The 20,060-nt window shown below is 66.6% G+C and carries 19 protein-coding genes; 8 read left to right on the top strand and 11 right to left on the bottom strand.

Annotated elements, in window-relative coordinates; genetic code table 11:
* Positions 1-368: 368 nt before the first annotated feature.
* From NA8_RS09015 to NA8_RS09025, 3 genes are read right to left on the bottom strand one after another with little or no spacing between them, the layout of a single operon-like run.
* Entirely contained in the window at positions 369-1,514 is a 1,146-nt protein-coding gene (locus NA8_RS09015) for an acyltransferase family protein (RefSeq protein ID WP_063049926.1), read from the bottom strand.
* Between the two features lie 5 nt (positions 1,515-1,519).
* Entirely contained in the window at positions 1,520-2,698 is a 1,179-nt protein-coding gene (locus NA8_RS09020; protein ID WP_063049927.1) for an acyl-CoA dehydrogenase family protein, read from the bottom strand.
* 10 nt (positions 2,699-2,708) lie between these two features.
* The gene (locus tag NA8_RS09025) at positions 2,709-3,515 is read right to left on the bottom strand and encodes an SDR family oxidoreductase (protein ID WP_245663727.1); all 807 of its coding nucleotides are present in this window, start codon (positions 3,513-3,515) and stop codon (positions 2,709-2,711) included.
* Positions 3,516-3,836: 321 nt separating this feature from the next.
* On the opposite strand from NA8_RS09025, the gene NA8_RS09030 reads away from it, so the two are divergent.
* Complete coding sequence (locus tag NA8_RS09030) at positions 3,837-5,135, top strand: cation:proton antiporter (RefSeq protein ID WP_169810474.1); 1,299 nt, start codon at positions 3,837-3,839, stop codon at positions 5,133-5,135.
* 47 nt (positions 5,136-5,182) lie between these two features.
* The gene (locus NA8_RS09035; protein ID WP_084466635.1) at positions 5,183-5,848 is read left to right on the top strand and encodes an HAD family hydrolase; all 666 of its coding nucleotides are present in this window, start codon (positions 5,183-5,185) and stop codon (positions 5,846-5,848) included.
* Here NA8_RS09035 and NA8_RS09040 read toward each other — a convergent pair.
* Positions 5,845-6,813 carry a GlxA family transcriptional regulator gene (locus NA8_RS09040; protein WP_063049931.1) on the bottom strand — a complete coding sequence of 323 codons (969 nt, stop codon included), beginning with the start codon at positions 6,811-6,813 and terminating at the stop codon, positions 5,845-5,847. The two genes, NA8_RS09035 and NA8_RS09040, sit on opposite strands and share 4 nt — an antisense overlap.
* Before the next feature lie 115 nt (positions 6,814-6,928).
* Here NA8_RS09040 and NA8_RS09045 point away from each other — a divergent pair, with 115 nt between their 5' ends.
* Complete coding sequence (locus tag NA8_RS09045; RefSeq protein ID WP_245663742.1) at positions 6,929-8,179, top strand: KasA/KasB family beta-ketoacyl-ACP synthase; 1,251 nt, start codon at positions 6,929-6,931, stop codon at positions 8,177-8,179.
* A gap of 33 nt (positions 8,180-8,212) precedes the next feature.
* Here the strand turns inward: NA8_RS09045 and NA8_RS09050 are convergent, their stop codons facing one another.
* The 3 genes from NA8_RS09050 to NA8_RS09060 all read right to left on the bottom strand — a co-directional run bounded on the left by NA8_RS09050 (position 8,213) and on the right by NA8_RS09060 (position 9,933).
* Positions 8,213-8,620 (bottom strand): ArsR/SmtB family transcription factor, encoded by a 408-nt coding sequence (locus NA8_RS09050; RefSeq protein WP_063049933.1) that lies wholly within the window; start codon positions 8,618-8,620, stop codon positions 8,213-8,215.
* Positions 8,620-9,276, bottom strand: coding sequence for an SRPBCC family protein (locus NA8_RS09055; protein WP_063049934.1), 657 nt, complete (start codon positions 9,274-9,276; stop codon positions 8,620-8,622). Before NA8_RS09055 ends, NA8_RS09050 begins: the two co-directional genes overlap by 1 nt.
* A gap of 117 nt (positions 9,277-9,393) precedes the next feature.
* Positions 9,394-9,933, bottom strand: coding sequence for a TetR/AcrR family transcriptional regulator (locus NA8_RS09060; RefSeq protein WP_245663728.1), 540 nt, complete (start codon positions 9,931-9,933; stop codon positions 9,394-9,396).
* Between the two features lie 191 nt (positions 9,934-10,124).
* Here NA8_RS09060 and NA8_RS09065 point away from each other — a divergent pair, with 191 nt between their 5' ends.
* A complete protein-coding gene (locus tag NA8_RS09065; RefSeq protein WP_218019428.1) occupies positions 10,125-11,426 on the top strand; it encodes a lipase family protein in 1,302 nt (433 codons plus the stop codon).
* 602 nt (positions 11,427-12,028) lie between these two features.
* Positions 12,029-13,267: an alkane 1-monooxygenase gene (locus NA8_RS09070; protein ID WP_157106605.1), complete on the top strand. Its 1,239-nt coding sequence runs from the start codon at positions 12,029-12,031 to the stop codon at positions 13,265-13,267.
* A 109-nt stretch (positions 13,268-13,376) separates the two neighbouring features.
* On the opposite strand, the gene NA8_RS09075 is transcribed toward NA8_RS09070, so the two are convergent.
* The 4 genes from NA8_RS09075 to NA8_RS09090 all read right to left on the bottom strand — a co-directional run bounded on the left by NA8_RS09075 (position 13,377) and on the right by NA8_RS09090 (position 17,367).
* Entirely contained in the window at positions 13,377-14,291 is a 915-nt protein-coding gene (locus NA8_RS09075) for a class I SAM-dependent methyltransferase (RefSeq protein ID WP_063050056.1), read from the bottom strand.
* Positions 14,292-14,952: 661 nt separating this feature from the next.
* A complete protein-coding gene (locus NA8_RS09080; protein ID WP_063049937.1) occupies positions 14,953-15,777 on the bottom strand; it encodes an MBL fold metallo-hydrolase in 825 nt (274 codons plus the stop codon).
* 152 nt (positions 15,778-15,929) lie between these two features.
* Positions 15,930-16,718 (bottom strand): oxidoreductase, encoded by a 789-nt coding sequence (locus NA8_RS09085; RefSeq protein ID WP_063049938.1) that lies wholly within the window; start codon positions 16,716-16,718, stop codon positions 15,930-15,932.
* Positions 16,719-16,791: 73 nt separating this feature from the next.
* Positions 16,792-17,367, bottom strand: coding sequence for a TetR/AcrR family transcriptional regulator (locus tag NA8_RS09090; protein WP_063049939.1), 576 nt, complete (start codon positions 17,365-17,367; stop codon positions 16,792-16,794).
* A gap of 233 nt (positions 17,368-17,600) precedes the next feature.
* On the opposite strand from NA8_RS09090, the gene NA8_RS32555 reads away from it, so the two are divergent.
* The 3 genes from NA8_RS32555 (at position 17,601) to NA8_RS09100 (ending at position 20,027) form a co-directional block, all read left to right on the top strand.
* The gene (locus NA8_RS32555; RefSeq protein WP_245663730.1) at positions 17,601-18,041 is read left to right on the top strand and encodes a GNAT family N-acetyltransferase; all 441 of its coding nucleotides are present in this window, start codon (positions 17,601-17,603) and stop codon (positions 18,039-18,041) included.
* Positions 18,042-18,159: 118 nt separating this feature from the next.
* The gene (locus NA8_RS33610) at positions 18,160-18,303 is read left to right on the top strand and encodes a hypothetical protein (protein ID WP_157106606.1); all 144 of its coding nucleotides are present in this window, start codon (positions 18,160-18,162) and stop codon (positions 18,301-18,303) included.
* Between the two features lie 539 nt (positions 18,304-18,842).
* Positions 18,843-20,027: a cytochrome P450 family protein gene (locus tag NA8_RS09100; RefSeq protein WP_245663731.1), complete on the top strand. Its 1,185-nt coding sequence runs from the start codon at positions 18,843-18,845 to the stop codon at positions 20,025-20,027.
* The last annotated feature ends 33 nt before the right edge of the window (positions 20,028-20,060 follow it).

Below are 20,060 nucleotides of genomic sequence, written 5' to 3' on the forward strand. Positions count from 1 at the left end.
AAACGAGCGCACGCAACCGGACCGCACGGCAAAGATTCCGCTATCAGAGCGGATCGAGCCGTCGATGGATGCCTGCGATCAGAACGTCGTAGTAGGACACGGATTCAGGCGTCGGATTCCATACGATATCCGGTATCGGCGAGCCCCGATGCTCACAGCCAGATCTGAATCACGTAGTCCATTCGATCGAACACCCCCCACGTTCACAACTTATCCTGTGGTTTATAACACTCCAAGGATACCTCCGAACAGACTGCTGGGCAACCACATTCCGGCACACCGCGACAAAAAGAATCCGGAGGCCCATGGCAACGCCACGAGCCTCCGAACAGGATTTTCGGAATTTGTCGGTCGTGCAGCTGGAGCGCCTAGCCGGCCACCCTTTCTCCGACCACCGTCGATCGTTTCGGCCGAGCAAAGCGGCGCATCGCCGGAGATTCGACGAAAGTGAACAACAACCATGCCGCGAAGATATTCAGGCAGAACAACAGGACGATCAGCAGCACCGCGACCGGAGCACTGAACGTGGCGGCGTTCATCAATCGACGGACGTAGAACACCGTCACGCCTTGACAGATGTAGAAGGCGAACGAGATCTCGCCGAGCCGGACCGCGAGCCTGCTCGACAGGAACTTCGACGCGCCGTCGATGTCGGACTGGGCCGCGGCGCCGATCAGCAGCGCGAGCGGAACCGCCGTCGCCAGGACGAAGCCGACATAGAACGGCGTGTACATCGCCACCACATATCCCGCGCCGACCGCAGCCACCGCCGTCCAGAGCGGGATGCGCAGCCAGCGCCCCTCCGCCACTATCCGGGCGATGAACACGCCGAGGAAGAATTCGAACAGCCGCGTCGGCGGAAAGAGATACCCGAACCAGAGCTGCAAAACGGGTATGGGCGTGAGTTCGGATTTCTCGGAACTCGGGATGACGAACGCGGTCAGCAGGACGATCACGCCCATGCCGGTCACCATGGCCGCGGCGCCGTACCACAGATATTTCACGTCGATACGCAGAACCGCCGGAATCAGAAAAGGAAAGAGTACGTAGAACAGGAGCTCGCAGGACAAGGTCCACGACGGCGTATTGACGCCCGCATTGATATAATTCTGCGGAAACCAGGCATGCAGCAGAAAGAGATTCGGCAGCCACGCCTTCCACGGTGTTATCGCCGCCGCGAACAGCACCATCGACGCCGCCCAGAGGGTCAGGTGGTTGGGAAAAATCTTGACCACGCGCCGCCGAATGAACTGCAGCTTGCTCGCTCCCGGTTTCCACGACCAGGTCAGCACGAATCCGCTCAGGATGAAGAAGAACGACACCCCGAGGAATCCTGCTTTGCCGACCACCCACGCCGCGTCGTACGCGATATCCGGATCGGAGAAGAGGTTAACCGGCTTGTACGGAGGTATCGGCGAGTTGGGCAGCATCACGTGGAAGACGAAGACCGAGAATGCCGCGAAGAACCGCAGTCCGGTCAACGACGGCAGCCGTTTGCGCTTGTCGAGATCCATCGCGATCAGCCCAATCCGACGACGAAGGGGAATTCCGGTCTGCCGCCCAGCACGAAGGCGCCCGTGGACTGGATCACCTGGTCGTGCGCTATGACGTGCCGTGCCATCGTGTTCGTGTCACGCAACCAGATGTCGAGCGGATTCGGCCGGTAGATCGACTCGGTGCCGACGAGTTCGCACAGACGGGTGACGATGCGCTGCGCTGCGCGGAACGCGTTGGTCCTGGCCAACGCGCTCGCGATCCTGAGGTCGGCGGGCAGCTCCGCGAAACGCCTGCCGTCCAGCGCGTCCCACAGTTCCGCCAGCGTGTTGACGACCGCGCCGCGGGCGACGATGTACTCCATCTCGCACTCACCGAGCAGGTACTGGGCACGGTAGTTGTCGGCCCACTTCTGACCGGTGGCGGTCACCGTCTTCCCGTCCGCGAGGCCACGAACGTAGTCCAGGGCCGCACGAGCCGTTCCCAGGGGTACGCCCGGCATGATCCGGGCCAGCGCCTCCGGCTCGGACAGCTTTCCGCGACAGCTCTTCCTTTCGCCGAACGCGAAGGAATGATGCTCGGGAACGAAGAGATCCTCGACCGCGTAATCATTGCTCCCGCTGCCGCGCAGGCCCGTGGTGTCCCAGGTGTCGAAGACGGCGACCTGATCGCGGCGCATGTAGAACAGCCGCACCAGCGGCCCGCCTTCCGCGGTCTCGACCATTCGGCCGCCCGAGGTCACGAAAGCGCCACCGATGACCAGGTCCGCGTGCGTGATCGCGCTGCCGAACTTCCATCGGCCCGTCAGTCGGTAGCCATCGGCCACCCGCTCGGCGCGACCAGCCGGGAAGATCAGTCCCGCCGTGATCAGATCCTGCGTCGGCATCAGCTCCGCGATGGCCCCCTCGTCGAGATAACCGGCGTAGATGCCGGTCGCCGCGCCGATCATGGCACACCAGCCGGTGGCCGTGTCCCCGTAGGACAACCCCTCGACGACCTCCAACTGCTCGAGCGAGGTCAGACCCGGACCGCCGATCTCCGCGCTGAAACCCATTCGGTAGACGCCGATCTCACGAAGCCGCTCGACGATGTCCATCGGAAGCCTGCGCTCGGCATCGATCTCACTACGACGTGCCGCCAGGTCGGGCGCCAGCGAGCGCACCGCCGACAGCAGGGAGGTGGCCGAGATTGTTGCTGCAGTCATGTCTGAATTCCTAAGCCAGAGAATTTGCCTGCGACTCGCGCAGGAGAAGCTCGATCGCCGAGGTGGTCTGCTCGGGCCCCAACGCCGAGTAGCCGCCGTCCACGGTCCACTCGGCTCCGGTGACGAAGCTCGCCTTGGACGATGCGAGAAACGCGGCCACCTCGCCGATTTCGCGCGCGTCGCCCGCCCTGCCCAGCATGTGGAACCGGGATGCCACCGCGTCGGTGCGGGCCCGGTCCCCCTCGGTGATCTCGTGCATCACCCGAGACCAGGTCCAACCCGGCGAGACGCTGTTCACCCGGATCCCGTCGCCCGCGTACTCCAGGGCGAGACTGCGGGTCAGCTGCAACAACCCGGCCTTGCTGACGGGGTAGCGAAGTCGCCCGGCTTGAGCGACTCGTCCGCTGGGAGAGGTGAAATTCACGATGGACCCCGAGGTTTCCCGCAACGCGGGCCGCGCCGCTTCACACAACATCGCCGTACCGACGACATTCGTGTTCAGCACCTCGAGCCACGCTGCTCGCGCATCCCCGCCGGGTCCGTCGTCACCGTAGACGCAGGCGATGTTCACCAGCGCGTCGATCCGTCCGTGCCGGTCGACCGCGGCCGCGACGAACGACTCGACCGACGAATCGCTGCGCAGGTCGACGGGCACGAAGACAGCTCGGTCGCCGATCTCGGCGGCCGCCCCCTTCCCTCCGTCCGTATCAATGTCACCCAGTACGACATTCGCGGAATATTCGGCGAAGACCCGGGCTACTTCAGCGCCGATGATGGTTGCCGCACCGGTTACGAGTATCGTTTTATGTTCGAACAACGTCGACTCCCCTCGGCTGCGACCTCGACCGGCGCAAGCCATGGCTCGAAGTATTCCGAACGAAAAGAGCGACCAGCCAGTACCATTCGCGACAGAGATGCACAACTTTGCGCCAGTCGGGCCGCCGCCGCGACGGGCGTGACGTAGATCACTCTGCACCCTCGGCCGTCGGGCGGATGCGATATCGTCTCAGTGCAGGCAGTCCATGTTTCGGGGGTTCCGCGCTGCGGTCGATGCGTGACGGAGATGTCCCGTGTGAACACGGAGATGTCCCGTGTGAACACGGAGATGTCCCGTGAGAGCATCGAATCCGGTCCCGCGATGTCCTCAATGTCGAACGGAGTCGAGGCGTTGCCGAGCGACCAAATGATCTTCTTGTTGCTGGATCTCGTATTGATCGTTGGCGCGGCACGCCTGCTGGGCTGGCTGGCCGAGAAGGTAGGGCAGCCCGCGGTGATCGGCGAGATCGTCGCGGGGATACTCGCGGGGCCGACAGTTATCGGGGCACACTTGTCCGAAGCGGTCTTTCCGCACGACACTCGTTCGTATCTCACGGCATTCGCGAACGTCGGCGTGATGATCTTCATGTTCTCGGCGGGTCTCGAGATGGATCTGCGATCGGTCGCCGGACGGCGGCGGTCGGTCGGGGCGATCGCGCTGTCGGCCTACCTCGTGCCCTTCGCGCTCGGTTCCGTCATCGCACTGTGGGCGCTGGCCCGGCACGACGGCGGCAACCGGCTGAACTTCGCGCTGTTCATCGGTTGCGCCCTGGCCGTCACGGCCTTTCCGGTGCTGGCCCGTATCCTGCACGACCGCAAGCTGCTCGGCACCCGGCTGGGCCAGTCGGCCATGACCTGCGCCGCGCTGGACGACGTCCTCGCCTGGTGTGTCCTGGCGGTGGTCATCGGCATCGCCCGGCCCGGCCTCGATCACCACTGGCGGCTGCTGCTGTTCGTTCCGCTGGTCGTGGTGTTGTGGTGGGCGGTGCGTCCGGCCCTCGACCGGCTCGCGGGCGCCGGTTCCGATAAGAACACGAGCAACATGGTCTTCCTCGGCGTCGCGGGCGCACTGTTGCTGGGAGCCACCACCGAATGGCTCGGACTGCACCTGATCTTCGGCGCATTCCTGTTCGGGGTCGTGTTCCCCCGGCGGCTGCGCGCGGCCGTCGACAGCGGCGCCCAACTGCTGAGCAGCATCTTCCTGCCCGCCTTCTTCGTGGTGGCCGGCCTGCAAGTCGACCTCGGCGCCATCGATCGCGCCGGCATCGCCGAATTCGCCGCGATCATGTTCGCCGCCCTCGTGGGCAAACTCGGCGGCACCTACCTGGCCGCCCGACTCGGCCGCAGCGGCAGGGCGGAAGCAGCGGCCCTCGCGGCGCTGATGAACACCCGAGGCTTGACGGAACTGGTGATCCTCAACATCGGGCTGACGATCGGTGTCATCGACGAGCGGCTGTACTCGTTGCTGGTCATGATGGCACTGATCACCACCGCGATGACAGCGCCGTTGCTGAAGCTCTGTGGTGTCACCGCCCCTCGCGGTGACCAGCCGCCGGGGGCGGCGGCGAAACAACAGCGGCGCAGCGATTCCGCCGTCGAGGCCGAGGCCACGGCACCGTGAGGCAACGGAGGGAAACCACGGGCAGCGTCCGCGCGGATCGGCCGACGATGCCACATGGCGGCGAGGAATGCGCTGTCCCAGCAGCTTTCGTCGACGTCGACGAAACATTGGTCCGTTGCGTCACCTTTCTGTCCTTGTTCGTCTTCGACGCGCGGCGCCGTGGGCGCGGCGCGCAGGCCGATGGCGTAGTCGAGGAGTTCCGGGCGCTGCGGGTGGCGGGGATGAGCCGTGCCGAATCCCATCGGTGGTTCTATCGGCGATGGGCCGGCCGCGACGTCGCCGACGTGCGACGCGTCGGCGACGACTGGTTCGCGAACTGCGTCGCGGACCCGGCGTTCTTCAATCTCGGGGTACGGCGTCGGCTGGACGAGCTGTCTCGCACCGGGACTCGCATCGTCCTGGTATCGGGCTCGTTCACCCCGGCGCTGCGCCCGATCGCCGAAGCCGTCGGCGCGACCTCGGTGCTGTGCACGACGATGGAGACGGCCGCCGGTAAGTACACCGGCGAGGTCCTGGCGACGATGGTCGGTGCCGACAAGTCCGCGGCCCTGCTGCGCTATGCCGAGCGGGCGGCCATCGACCTGCCGTCCTGCACGGCGTTCGGCGATCACCACTCCGACACCGCGATGTTCGAGCTGGTCGGTCATCCGGTCGTCGTCGGCGACTCCGATCCGCGACTGCACGGCTATCCCGCGCAGCGGCTGCCCGGCTAGGTCCCCGGCACCCGCCGGTTTCCGATCGTGAACGTGCGCCGGTACTGCGCCGGACTGACACCGAGGTGACGCTTGAACACCGCGCGGGTGTTGGCCGGATTTCCGAGGCCGACGCGATAGCCGATTTGGTCGACGGGCAGTTCGGTCGTCTCGAGTAGTTCCCGCGCCTGGTTCAGGCGCGCGCTGGTGATCCAGACGTGCGTGGAGGTACCGGTCTCCTCCCGAAATCGTCGGATGAAGCTGCGACGCGAGAGATTCGATCGCTTGGCGAGATCTTCGAGCGAATGCCGGTGGTCGAGGTTGGCGAGAATCCACGCCCGTGTGTCGGAGAGCAGGCCGGTGGACGTCTGCTCCAGGAACTGCCGGGTGTACTGGGCTTGACCGCCCTCGCGCACCGGTGGCGCCACCAGGTCGCGGGCGCGTTCGTTGGCGGCCGCGGCGCCGATGTCTTTGCGCACCACGTGCAGGCAGAGGTCGATCCCGCTGGTCACGCCCGCGGAGGTCAGCACGTCACCGTCGTCCACGAACAGGCGATCGGCATGAACCTCGACGTTCGGATACCGGCTCTGCAACAGCGGTGCGGCCCGCCAATGCGTCGTAGCGGGACGGCCGTCCAGCAGTCCCGCGGCGGCCAGAGCGAAAGCACCGGTACAGATCGACAGCATTCGCGCGCCTCGTGCGTGGGCGTCGCGCAGCGCTCGCAGCACCGGTTCCGGCGGCGGCTCCCCGTACGACGCGTATCCGGGCACCACCACCGTGCCCGCGTGGCGCAGAGCCTCCAGCCCTGCCGTCGCGACACAAGACAACCCCGGCACCGAGGTCGTCGCCATCGGCGAGACCGCGCACACCTCGAGCCGGTAGTTGGGGTCGGAGCCGAACACGTCGATCGGAATCGCGGCATCCAGAACAACCACTTCGTCGGGTATCACCACGGTGACCCGACGCGCTCCCCCATCCGCTTCCATGGCCCGATCGTAGCGGTGATCGGCACTCGGGCTACTACCCCAGCCTTCCGGCGCGCACATAGCCTCGCTTGAGCGTCCGAGCCGACAAGCCGAAAGAAGGGGTTTGATGTCCGATATCACGGACTTCTCCACCACCAACGGAGGGTTCCGGAGTGTGGTCGTGACTGCTATCGAGATGTCGACCGCTGTCGGCGCCGACACCGATGCGACCTGGAAAGGACTGCTCGCCGGGGAAACCGGAATCGCGAAAGTGCAAGACCCCGACTTCGAGCGCTTCCAGGTTCCCGTCGACATCGGCGGCCAGTTCAAACTGGATCCCACAGACGAACTCAGCCGCGTCCAGAAGCGCCGCATGTCCTACGTCCAGCAGGTCGCCTACGTCATGGGCAATCGGATCTGGGACACCGCGGGCAGGCCGGAAGTCGATCTGGATCGTCTCGGCGTCTGCATCGGCACCGGCCTCGGCGGCGCCGACACAATCATCGAGTCCAACGACCTGATGCGCGAGGCGGGCTACCGCAAGGTGTCTCCCTTCGCGGTGCCCATGGCCATGCCGAACGGCGCCGCCGCGGTGGTCGGGCTGGAACTCGGTGCGCGAGCCAGCGTGATCACGCCCGTCTCGGCCTGCGCTTCGGGATGCGAGGCGCTGGTGCACGCGTGGCGTTCGATCATCCTGGGCGAGGCCGACATCGTCGTCGCGGGCGGCGTGGAAGGCCGCATCAACCCGCTGGCGGTGGCCGGATTCTCGATGATGCGGGCATTGAGCACACGGATCGACGAACCCGAAGCCGCGTCGCGCCCGTTCGACCGGGATCGCGACGGTTTCGTGTTCGGCGAAGCCGCCGCGTTGTTCGTGCTGGAGTCGGAGGACCACGCGCGGGCGCGCGGGGCGAAGCCCCTGGCTCGCCTGATGGGCGCGGGCCTGACCGCCGACGGCTACCACATGGTGCTGCCCCACCCGGACGGCGCGGGGAACATTCGAGCGATGCGCCGCGCGATCGAGACGGCCGGCGTGAGCGCCACCGATATCGACCACGTCAACGCGCACGCCACGGCTACTCCGTTCGGGGACCTGGCGGAAGCGAGGGGGATCCGAGCGGCGGTAGGCGACCACGCCTCGGTCTACGCGCCGAAATCCGCGTTGGGACACTCGGTAGGTGCGGTAGGCGCGGTGGAAGCCGCCCTGACCGTGCTCAGCGTCCGGGACGGGGTGGTGCCGCCCACGCTGAACCTCGACAATCAGGACCCCGAGATCGATCTCGACATCGTGCACGGCAGCGCGCGCACCCAGAACATCGAATTCGCGCTGAACAACTCCTACGGTTTCGGCGGCCACAACGCGGCCGTCGTCTTCGGCCGCTGCTGACCGTAGCCATGCGTGGCCCGCCATCGGCACGGCTTACGCATGGCGGGCTCGACCGCCGGAATCCTCTGCGCCAGGCCGACCGGTCCCGGCGCCGCGGCGAGCGCGTTTTCCGCGGGCGATCTCCGTCGCGAGCGCGTCCAGCGGTTGAGCGAACTGGCGCAGCGGATCGACCAGTTCCGTGAGCCAGGCCCGGGCGGCGTCGATACCCTCCGAATCGAGGGCGTACAGCCGTCGTGTGCCTTCGGCGCGGACCCGCACCAGCCCGGCGTCGCGCAGCACCTTGAGGTGCTGGGAGACGCCGGGCTGAGAGATCGGCGTGTGCTGCCGCACGGCGGCGACCAGCGCGCCCGCGGGCTGCTCGTCGACTGCCACCGTTTCGAGGATGAACCGGCGGACCGGGTCGCCGAGCGCCTCGAAGATCTTCGCCGGTGAACGGTCCATCAGGCCTCGGAACCGCTTCCCGGGTCGATTGTGTAGAAGTCGACGGTTCGCAGCGCCGCCGCGTGCGCGGCGGCCGGGTCGTCGCCGTCACCGACCGCCGCCTCTGCCCAGCCGAGCGCCGCCGTCCGGACGAACGTCACGCCCTCGGGCGTCGTCGGGAAGGCTATGCCCTCGGCGGGGTCGACCGGTTCTCCGCTCGCCAAGTGCAGCCCGAGGCCCATCAGGGCCAGATCCCAGCCGACGCCTACCGCCCCCGGTCCGAATTGCGTCCAGAACTCCGGATCGACGGGAGCCTCGTGCGCCAACTCCAGCTCGGTGCCGTCCTCGGCGGGGATGAGACGGACCGTCAGCCAGGAGATCCGCGGTCCCATCTCCCACGTCACAGCGAACCGTTCCGGCGCATCGCACTCTTCGACGACACCGTTGGCGTTGCCCTCCAGCTGGTAGCGCCCGCCGACGCGCAGGTCGCCACCGATGGGCAGGAACCAGCGCGGGATCCGCTCGATATCGGTGAGCGCGTTCCACAGATCCGCCTGATCCGTCGGGTAGCGGCGGCGGGCGACAGCGATCCTCGTCTGCGCGCCGTCGCGGGATCCGGTGCGGACCTCGCGGGTGACGAGCCCGGCGATGGCCGCCGGATCGGTCAACAGTGGCATGACAACCTCCTTGAATAAGTTTTCACTTATATTAGCGGTACTCCGGCCGACCGCAAACACCACTCGGCGTTTCCCTCCACTCGCCGCACGGTCCCGACGCGACGAACTGCCGTCCGATCAGCCGTTCGGGGACAATCCCGCGATGGCGCGCAGGGCGGAGATCATTCCCGCGACGGGGATGCCGGGATCGATCGAGCGGAACAAGCCCAGCCCGACGCCGAGCGCCAGCACGGCGACGGCGGCTTCGGCCCGCGGCATCGGGGTATCGAGATCGTCCGTCGCCCGCAAGGCCGCACCGACCATGCCCGTGATGTCGGCGAGCCTGCTCGCCAATTCGGCGCGGAGGTGCTCGTCGCGTCGCGCGTGAACGCTGAACTCGAGTTCGAGTTGCGTCCAGTCGGGATCGCCGACCACCCGCTCGGCCCACTCCGTCATCCGCTTCAGGCGCGCCGCGGCCGTGGGCGCGGCGATGATTTCGGCGACCTCCGCCGCCCGCTCAGCGTGGATTTCATCGAGCACAGCCAGACACAAGTCGTCTTTGGTGCGGAAGTTCGAATACACCGCCCCTTTGGTGAAACCCGCGGATTTCGCGACCTTGTCCAGAGTTGTCGCCTGATAGCCGTCCTCCAGGAAAAGCCGTTTGGCGGTCGCGATCAATACAGTGCGCGTCCGCGCTTGGCTCTGCGCTCGAGTCGGCCGCGAACGCCCATCTCCCCGGAGCCGCCGACACTCATCGCTATTCCCAGACAATCTCTACCCCTTACAGATACTCTCAGTATCCGATTCTAGATGCCATGGGTATCCCAAATCGCAGGAAGGATCGCATCGTGAGGAGCCGAATACTCAGATTGGCCACAGCTTTGACGGGAACCCTCATCGTCGTCGGAGCCGGGGCGGTCGCCGCCCCCCACGCATGGACGGAACCGGCCGCGGAAGCCGTGGCGGGCGACGATTTCTACATCCCACCCGCGTCGGCGGAGGGCGCACCGGGCTCCATCATCCGCACCGAATCGTCGCGACTGGCGCTTTCGGTCCCCGGACAGCCGGGACAGGTCCCCGCCACGTCCACGCGCATCATGTACACCAGCAGCGATACCCACGGCGACCGGGCAGCCGTAGTGGGGACGTACCTCGAGCCGGCCCAGCCGTGGACCGGCCCGGGCGAGCGCCCGCTGATCGCCTACGCGGTCGGCACGAAGGGACAAGGCGATCAGTGCGCGCCTTCGAAACTGCTGGCGCAATTCGTCCAATACCAGCCTCCGTTCGACGTAATCGTCGAATACGACGTGGTGGCGTTGTACACGCTGCTGGCCCGCGGCATGGCGGTGATGGTGACCGATTACCACGGCCTGGGTACGCCGGCGGTGCACGACTATCTGAACCGGAAGTCTCAGGCCTACGCGCTGCTCGACTCGGCGCGAGCGGCGCTGCAATTGCCGGGCACCAGTTTGCATCCCGGCTCGCCCGTCATTCTGTACGGATACTCCCAGGGCGGCATGGCCTCCGCCGGCGCGGCCGAACTGCAGCCGAGCTACGCTCCCGAGTTGAACGTGCGGGGCGCCTACGCCGGCGGCCCGGTCGTGGACGACGAATACTTCATCGGCTTCAACGACGGCCGTCCCGCGCTCGGACCCGCCTTCGCGTGGATTCTCAACGGCATCGCCGCCAACTATCCCGAAACCCGCCCGGTGCTCGACGCCGAACTCAACGACACCGGCAAGGCGATCCTGCGCGAGTCGCTGGAAAAGTGCGCCGTACCGCTCGGCTTGGCCCAGCAGTTCCCGAACACCTCGCAGTGGACCACCAGCGGGCAACCGCTCACCGCGGTGATCGATCAGTCCCCCATCCTGAAGGCGGCGTTCAACGATCAGCGCGTCGGGACGCTCACTCCGGGAGTGCCCGTGCTCATCGCCTCCAGCCCGATCGACGAGGGCGCGCCATACGTGCCCGTCCGCGAACTGGCGTCCGGGTGGTGCGGCGGCGGCGCTCCTGTCCAGCTGAATGCCAACGGCGAGCTGCCCAGCGTCATCAGCGGATTGCGGGCCACCCACGTGCTGGCGTTCTTCCCGTCACTGGTGGCCTCCCAGCAGTGGATGACCGAGCGGCTCGCGGACCAGCCCGCGCCGACCAACTGCGGGGCGCTGCCCTGATTTGCGAAAGCGCGATCCGCTCGGATACCGTCGGTATCTCGATCGGAGACCCGGCACGGCGCCTCGCCTAGCGATTCGGCTCGTAGTGCCATGATCTCCATGCACGGTGGTCGGCCGCGGTTCGGTCCCACGACCGAGCCGCGGCCGACCTGCCTGCTCGGCACAGCACATATCTCCCGTGCGGCGGGCGAGTTCCACCCCACGATCGTCCCGTGGCTCCCGGACCCGGGGCCGGCGAGTCTACTTGCACCGAATTTGCTATCTCACCGTTCGTCAGCTAGGTCGATTTCGGTACAGAAAGGTTCGAATGTCGGAGTTGGCTCATCCCCGCCTGCCCGAGCCGCTCAGGTGCGCGCAGCGGTGATACTCGCAGATCCGGCACGGATCGTTTCGTACCCGACGCGGCGCCCGCTTCCCCAAAGGCGCGGGCCGATCCGGTCAGCGGTGCGCCCTCGCCGGGCGGACGTCGACAGCTCAGACGGCGGTTTCGACGGTTCGTCCCTACACAGCGAACTTCTAGCTATCCTGGATAGGCGTGCACGTTGTAGGTGTTGTCCGCAGTCGGAACTGTCGGTTGAGTGTCGTCCTGACGGATCGGCGAGATGACTATGACGATCTTCGAGCACACGCGAGCCCGCGACCCCAAGCGCTACCTCTGGATTCTGGGCTTGATCGCCCCGGGTTGCGCGCTACTGCCCTCTCAGCTGGTGTTGTACACCGGGCTGGAGCTGTTCTGGTGGATCGGCCCGATCATCATCCTCGGGGTGATCCCGCTGCTGGATTTCGCCATCGGCGACGATGGAAGCAATCCCCGCGACGAAGACTACGAGGCGCTGTCCAACGATCGCTATTACCGCTGGTGCACCTTTCTCTTCCTGCCGATGCAGTTCATCGGGCTGCTGATCGCCAGCTACCTGTGGGCAAGCAATGAGCTGAGCCTGGTCGACAAACTCGGCTTGGCCGTCACGCTCGGGTTCGTCTCCGGGATCGGCATCAACGCCGCGCACGAACTCGGCCACCGCGCCGAACGTCTCGAACGCTGGCTGGCCAAGATCGCGCTCGCCCAGTCCGGTTACGGGCACTTCTTCGTCGAGCACAACCGCGGCCATCACGTTCGCGTCGCCACTCCCGAAGACCCCGCCAGCGCCCGTTACGGCGAATCGCTGTGGCAGTTCCTCCCCCGCACCATAACCGGCGGATTCCGCTCCGCCCTCTCGTTGGAGCGCCAGCGCCTTAACCGCAACGGCAAACGCTGGCTGAGCCCCAGCAACCATCTCCTGCAGGCCTGGGCGATGAGCGCGGCATTGTTCACCACCTTGATCGTGGTTTTCGGTCCCGCCGTCATCCCCTACCTCGCCCTCCAAGCGCTCATCGGCGCGGGCCTGCTGGAGACCGTCAACTACGTCGAACACTACGGATTGCTGCGTGCTCGCCGCCCGGATGGCCGTTATGCCCGCTGCTCGCCCCGCGACAGCTGGAACAGCGACCACCTGGTCACCAACATCTTCCTGTTCCACCTCCAGCGTCACAGCGACCACCACGCCAACCCGGGCCGCCGCTATCAGACCCTGCGCAGCTGCGAGGTGGCGCCCCAGCTCCCCGCCGGTTACGCCACCATGGTCCTGCTGGCCATCATCCCGCCGCTGTGGCGCGCGGTGATGGATCCCCGCGTCCTGGCCCACTACAACGGCGACATGACCCTCATCAACACCAAGCCCCGGAGACGCAGGCTCACCCTGCCGATCCGCAATCCACGCCTGCGCGAGAACGTACGGCGGGCCGCGCAGCGCCGCACCCGCAGCATGAGCCCGTCGACCGGCGCGACGGAGGTCCGGTTCTGATCAGAGCGGATCGCTGACGCGTCCGTCCGCGACTCGCCAAGGGCCACAGCTGGGTGCGCAGTTTGCACTCGGGATGCCGTGGCTTTGCGCCACCCGCCAGCGGGCGGACTCAGCGCGGCAGCGGGGACCGGTACCGAGCGTCGGGTTTGAGGCAGGTGAACTGCATGACGTCGATATGCCCACGACGGAAGTACTCGGCCGAGCCGGTGAGATACCGGATGTAGGCGTTGTAGGTTTCGCGCCCGGCCAGCTCGATCGCCCGGTCTCGATGTTCGTACAGCGCGGCGGCCCAGCAGTCCAATGTGGTGGTGTAATGCGGTCCCAGCGATTGGACGTCGGCGACGGTGAATCCGGCGTCCTGCGCGTATTCGGTGACTCCTTTGGGGTAGTGGCCGAACGACAGCGGAAGCTGGCCACCGGGGAAGATGGTCTCGCGCAGGAACCGCAAGAAGGCGAAGTCGTCGCTGGTGATCCTGGTGCCGTGCGCGCGCAAATGATCGCGGCTGTGGCTGACCACTGTCTGCAACAACAGCACTCCGTCCGGGGGCATGATCCGGTAGGCGAACTCGAAGAACTCCCCATAGCGGTCCACCGGCAGATGTTCCATCGCCCCGACGCACACGATCCGGTCGGCACGCCGGTCGAAATCCTCCCAGCCCTGCACTCGCACCCCGCCGTAGGGGCGGCCACGGATCAGCCGGTCGACGAGCATGTCCCGCACGTACCGGTACTGGTTGCGGCTGCGGGTCAACCCGATCGTGTTCACCCCGTAGGTGTCCATGGCTCGCAGCATGGTCGATCCCCAGCCGCACCCGACGTCCAGGAGGGTCATCCCCGGTTGGAGATCACATTTGGCCAAGGCGAGATCGATCTTCGCCGTCTGGGCTTTTTCCAGGGTGTCGTCGGGGTGGGTCCACAACGCGCAGCTGTAGGTGCGGGTCGGGTCGAGGAAGAGTCCGAAGAACTCGTCCGGCAGTTCCTCCCGCGACAGGACCTCGCGGTACAGGGGGGCATACACACTCATGACGGCGGATCTTTCTCGCGAACCAGCACTGCTGTTCAGCGGAAGCCTCCGTGCCCTGACGGCTTCCGGCCGGATACGACCACGATGTCCGAAGACGCACCGACTACGCGCTGCCGCCGCGGCCGCCACGCCGTCGATCACGTAGCCGACCCCGGCCGACACCTTCACGTTACCTCGCCCACTCTGCGCAGACCTCGCGAACTGGCCATCCAGCAAACACGAGGACAGCGGCAGCTCGATTCCCCGCTGCGCGGACGCCGAGCCTTTCGCGTGCGGCCGAGCGGCGCACAGCGGCAAGACCTGCGCGAGTATGCGCGACCGGGCACACCCCGCCTGACCGACGACCATCCAGGTCGGGTAGCGCACTACCCGGGTCATGATGCCCACAGATAGCTAGGTTTGGTCGTACAACACGAAGTCCGCAGCGCCTGTCACCGGCCTTGGACCGGTTGGTCAGCACTCGGCGCGGAGTTCGGCACGCCACCGCGACAACGTCGTCACAGCGTGCGCGCGCGACCACCCGGCAGGCGTTCGGCACGAATTCGACCGCAGACAGAGGTAGCCGAAGAAGTCGGCATCAATGGGGCGCTGCCGACCCTGCTCGCGTTCGCCGAACCCGGGCACGTGCTCTACGGCAGCGACCGCCTGGTAGCCACAGCGGTCAGCTGCTCAGCCGCTCGAACTCCGTCGCGCAATGCGCGGAGAAGACCGTCACCGCGTCGCCGTGGTCGCTGACGAGTTCCCGGAGCCGCTGCTGGTTCTCGATGCGGGCCCGCCGCCCAGTGTCCACATACCACTGGAAAACCCGCGTTCCCAGGGGCATCGACGGTTGCGCACGCATCTGGCCGTGGTAGGTGTAGGCGTCCCCGGCGTGCAACAGCCAGCCGTCCCCGGTGTCGACGGCGACGCCGACGTGACCGCGCGTGTGGCCCGCCAGCGGAACCATGAGAATCTGCGGGGGCAGGCCCCGCAATTCGCGCACCGCCTGGAGATCGAACCAGCGCTCCGCGCGACTGTCGGACTCTCCGTAGACCGACCACTTGGGTCCGTGCTCGAACTGCACCGGTCGATACCGGAACTTCTCGCGACGACCGAAGGGCCCTTCGACGGCGTCCAGCTCCGCTCGGTGCACGTGCACGGTGGCCTGGGGGAAGTCGGCGAGACCACCCGCGTGATCGAGATCGAGGTGCGTCACGACGATGTCCCGGACGTCATCGCGGGAGAAGCCCAGCGCCTCGACCTGCCGGGCGATCGGCAGGTCGAGAACCGGGTGCGATTGCCGGATGAGTTGCCGCCCCACCCACACATCCGGCCGGACCAGCGCCTGCTCGCCGTAACCTGTGTCGACCAGAATCAATCCGGCGGAGTGCTCGATCAACAAGCAATGACACGCCCCGGCCGCTTTGCGCCGAAGCCCCGGCCTGCCGTCGAACAAACGGCCTCCGAAAGGACGGGTTCCCCCGGCATCCAGATGATGGACACGCACCAGTCCGCTCCTATCCGTGCCGTCCGGCCACCCTACCCGCCTGTACTCCCGGCCGCGACTCACTCCCACCACGTTCGCCACTCGAACGCTAAGGGCACGAATGTATTCCACTGCGTCGCGGCCGGAACACGAAGACTCCCCGGCAGCCGAACTCAGGCGATCTTCAATGTGCCGCCATCGATGACGTAGTCCGCACCGATGATATTGGCGGCTTTGGGTGAGGCGAGGAAGGCGACGAGGGCGGCGACCTCCTCCGGTTCGCTGATCCGGCCGGAGGCGATGCCGAACTGCTCGGGCACGGCCGCGAGCAGTTCCTCCTGCGAAAGACCCTGAGCGGCGGCGAACTTGGCGCCCACGCCGTGCGGTCCGCGCCACATCGGCGTGCCGACCACGCCGGGTGAGACGGTATTGACCCGCACCCCGCGCGGCCCGAACTCCTCGCTGAGCCGCTTGGTCAGCGCGGTCAGCGCGGCCTTGGCCTCGCTGTAACCGACCGGCCCCGCCGCCGGAAGATGTTTGTTGATCGACGAGATGGTGACCACCGCGCCGCGCCGCTCCAGCAGGCTGGGCAGTGCCGCGCGGGTGACCCAGATCGCGCTGAACAGATTCAGGTCGAACAGCTCTCGCCATTGCTCGTCCTCGACGTCGAGGAAGCCGCCCAGTTCCAGACGCGCGGCATTCACGGCGCCGACGTTGTTGACCAGGATGTCGATGCCACCCAGTTCGTCGAGTGCGGCGCCGATCAGCCGGGCCGCTCCCTCCGAGGTGGAGAGGTCGACGGGAACCGCTGCGACGCTCGCCTTTTCGAGCTCGGGCGTAACCGTGCGCGCGGCCCCGACCACCCGGACGCCCTCGGCGGACAATGCTTCGGCGACGGCCAAGCCGATGCCTCGGCTGGCACCGGTGACGACGGCGGTCTTGCCGGACAGTTCTAGATCCATGATGGAACCTTTCCTTCTTGAACTACAGGTCAAAAATATGGGCAGCGAACGAGGCCGCGGCGGGCAGTTCGATTCAGAGGGTGGTCAGAGCGGTGTCGATGATGCGGTGCAGAGTGGGCGCATCGTAGGTCTTGGCCATCACCCGGAGGCCGACGACGGTGTTCATCAAGAACTCGGCCATCGATCGCGGGTCGGTATCGGCGCGCACGTCACCATCGCGTTTCCCCTGGTCGATCCGGGCCTCCAACGCCGCGATCATATGATCCTGTGTCGCGCGGACCGCGCGGGCGATCTCCGCGTCGTGCCCCGCCATTTCCATGGCGGTGTTCACCGCCAGGCAGCCGCGCCGAACGGGCTGCGCGAGATCGGAGTCCGCCAGTCCGCACAGGAAGGCGGCCAGGCAATCGCGGGTGGCGCCCGGCCGGGTCAGGACATCCGCGGCCAACTCGACACCCAGCCGGTCGTAACGGTCGAGAGCCAGGTCGAACAACGCACGCTTGCTGCCGAAAGCGTTGTAGAGACTGCCTTTTCCGATGCCGGTGGCCTCGGCCAGCTGCGCGGGCGAGGTGTTGGCGTACCCGTGGGTCCAGAACGTCTCCATGGCCCGGTCCACCACCGTGTCCGGATCGAAGTTGCGCGGCCTGCCCATGACCCGAACCGTAGTCGTTTTAGACCGACAGGTCAAGAAGGTCTGTGACCGCGAGCCGTAGCTTCGGCACCCCGGCAGGCCACGGTGCCGGAATCGCGTTGAGCGCAACCCGTGCTCGTCGGTCGTTCGTCTCGCTGACGTTCTCGGGCCGGACGCTGTTGTGGAAGAGTGCGCGGTGACCACGGAGTCGACCATCGACGTCGATATCTCGCCGCACCCGCTGGACGACCCCGGTGCGGGCGTCGTTGCGCGGCGAACACCGCCGGTTCGCCCGCTGGGTGGGACGGATCGGGCGCTACGACGCCCGCCCCGAACCCGGCCCCTACGCGCCACGAACCATCGAGATGGGTAACTACCTGGGCCTGCGGGCCGACGGCCGACTGGTGGCGATGGCCGGGGAACGCTTGCGTCCGCCCGGCTGGACCGAGATCAGCGCCGTGTGCACCGACGCGGAATTCCGTGGCCGCGGATTCGCCACACGCCTGGTCCGCGCGGTCGGTGCGGGCATCCGCGCGCGTGATGAGACACCGTCCCAAGCTCGGCACCTGAAGCGAGTAGTTCACTACGCACGCCCTCCTATCGCGGAAATGGTCAGCTTGACAAGGCGCATCGACTTTCGCCGCGCCTCGCCGGTAACCGGTATGTCGCGTCGACAGCGCGGTGACGCCCGCTGATCGCTCGGCGAGAATGTCACGCCGGTGACCACCGACTCGAAAGTTCGAACGCGCCGATCCGCGCATGTTCGACCGGCGATCAGTCGACGCATATTTCACAGCAAGGAATGGCAATGTCATGTCGGATCGCATTCTGTTCTACGGCGCGTCCACCGGGCGCGGGGTCGTCGACTCGATCGACGCCGACAACAACATTCAGGATGTCCGGGTCATCCCCGAGGGCAGTTTCGCTCAGGACTGGACGCAGATCACCGGGCTCTGACCGGGCGGCGCCCGGTAGGGCGGTAGCGGGGCAGGAGAACCATGCTCCCTACCGCCGCGCCCGCTGCGAGATCAGTTGTGCGGCTGCCTCTGCCGGACGGTCACCGGGTCCTCGCCTCGGAAAGTTCGCGCTGCGAACGCTGACAGAGCTGAGTATGCTTTCCCACGTTAGTCGAATTACGCTGCGATCGAACAATTTTGGCGAACCGGTCGGTTCGACGGCCGAGCCGGATCGTGGCGCCAGTTGCCGGCGACGTACGCAGGGGAGATCGAACGTGTCGAGGTGGCATCGGGCACACGGATCGCCAGGATCCATAGCCTGGCCGGCGGGCCCGCGACTATTTTCACCCCCCGCGTGTCACCGGCCGCTCCCCCTCACATTCCTTCGGTAGCCGACCCGGCTATTCGCCCAGAGCCGAACCGCCTACGCCAGAGCTGCCGTGCGGATCCCGGCGTCGATTTCGGACCCCTTTCCAAGGAGCCTGTTTTGACTATCTCCCCATGTCCCGCCTTGCCCTTCGATCGCTACGGTACACGCGGGTGAAGCTGTATTCCGACGAGTTCGCAGCCGACCCCCACGCGGCATACCGGCGGATGCGCAGCGACCACGGCCCGCTCGTCCCAGTGGAGGTAGCGCCGGAAGTGCCCGCGACATTGATCATCGATTACCGCACGGCGTTGGACGTTCTCACCGACTCCGCGCGTTTCTCGGCCGATCCGAGCGAGTGGGAACAAAGCGTGCCGGCGCGGTGTCCGGTGCCGTGGGTGATGCGGTGGCGGCCGGACGCGTCACGGACGGCGGGAGACGAGCACGCCCGCTACCGGAACGCCGTCACCGCCGGCCTCGATCGGATCGATCTGCACACGCTGCGCGACACGGTGGAACGCACCGCCGTGTCGCTGATCAACGGTTTCTGCGCGGCCGGATCGGCGGATCTGCTCAACGAGTACGCGATCCCGCTCACCGTCCGGGTACTGGAGCAGGTGCTGGGGTTCCCGCCCGAGGTCCGAGACGACGCGTACACCGCGATGATGGGCCTGCGCGACGCCGTCGACGCGGCGTCGGCGGAAGCGGCGCATCGAACGCTCAGCGCGGCGATGCTAGAGGTGATCTCGGCCAAACGGGCAGCACCGGCGGGAGACGTGGCCTCCTGGCTGGTACAGCATCCGGCGCGGCTGAGCGAGACCGAACTCGTCCATCAGATGGCCATGCTGTACACGACGGGCGCCGAACCGACATGGAATCTGATCGCGGTCACTGTGCTGCTGCTGGTGACCGATGAGCGGTTCGGCGGTGAGTTGCTCGGCGGAGCACTGTCCACTCGCGACGCGATCGACGAGGTGCTGTTCAGCGATCCCCCCGCGGCCAATTCCTGTGTCAGATATCCGATTCAGCCGCAAATCGTCGGGAATGTGTGGCTGCCGCAGCATCAACCGGTGCTGATCGGCTTGGCGGCGTGCAACAACGACCCCGCAGCGGTGGCCGGTGACCGCCAGGGCAACCGGTCCCACTTGGCCTGGGGCGCCGGCCCGCACACCTGCCCCGCACAGTCGGTCGGCATGGTCATCGTCCAAGAGGCGCTCGACCAACTGCTGGATGCGCTGCCGGAAATCCGGCTGGCGATCCCAGCTGCGGAAATGACATGGCTCCCGAGCTCCTTCCACCGCGCACCGGCTACGGTCCCGGTCACCTTTCCGGAGTCCCCGCCCCTGAGTCTTCTTTGAGTCGGACGTGAGGGTGGTCTGTTGCACTGCGGA

Origin of the sequence: Nocardia arthritidis NBRC 100137, assembly GCF_001612765.1 — a bacterium.
In the GTDB taxonomy this organism is placed as follows: domain Bacteria; phylum Actinomycetota; class Actinomycetes; order Mycobacteriales; family Mycobacteriaceae; genus Nocardia; species Nocardia arthritidis.